This is a genomic window from Alcanivorax sp. HI0044 (assembly GCF_001634945.1).
In genome coordinates this window covers 1-789 of the sequence record NZ_LWEZ01000165.1, presented here as the reverse complement: position 1 = coordinate 789, position 789 = coordinate 1, and the positions used below count along the sequence as shown (strand labels likewise).

The 789-nt window shown below is 58.0% G+C and carries 1 protein-coding gene; it reads right to left on the bottom strand.

Annotated elements, in window-relative coordinates; genetic code table 11:
* The coding region (locus tag A3730_RS01980) for an AMP-binding protein (RefSeq protein ID WP_156500797.1) at nucleotides 1-789 on the bottom strand (789 nt) is incomplete at both ends.

Here is a 789-nt window from a genome sequence, read left to right as displayed (position 1 = left end):
GAATCTGTTCCACTTCGGTGGTGGATACGTTTTCGCCTTTCCAGCGGAAGGTATCCCCCAGGCGGTCCACGAACTGGGCGTGGCGGAAACCGATGTCGCGCATCATGTCGCCGGTGTTGAACCAGGCATCACCCTTGGTGAAGACATCACGGTAGATGGACTTCTCGGTCTTTTCCGGGTCGGTGTAGCCGTCGAAAGGCGTCTTTTCGGTGATTTCGCCCAGCATCAGCCCGGATTCGCCTTTGCCGACCTTGATCATGTGACCTTTGCTGTCACGCACCGGCTCGTCACGCTCTTTGTCGTATTTGACGATGGCGTAGCTGACCGGGGAGAACCCTACGGTGTTGTCGAAGTTGAATACGTTGGTGAAAGCCACGTTGCCTTCCGAGGAGGCATACAGCTCGACCACACGATCAATGCCGAAGCGGTTCTTGAAGTCTTTCCAGATGCTCGGGCGCAGGCCGTTACCGACAATGGTATGGACCTTGTTGTCCTGATCGTTGGGCTTTTCCGGCTGCTCGTGCAGATAACGGCACAGCTCGCCCACATAGCCGAAGGCGGTGCAGTTATGGCGGCGGATGTCTTCCCAGAAGCCACTGGCGGAGAATTTGCGCGCAATGACAATGGAGCCGGCACTGGCGATGACCGATGCCCAGCAGATCACCATGCCGGTGGCGTGGTAGAACGGCAGGGTGGTGTAAATGCGGTCGTCCTTGGTCAGGCGTACGGCGGAGAAGCCGAAGCCGCCATAGGCTTTTTCCCAGCGGCCGTGGTTGAAGACCACGGCTT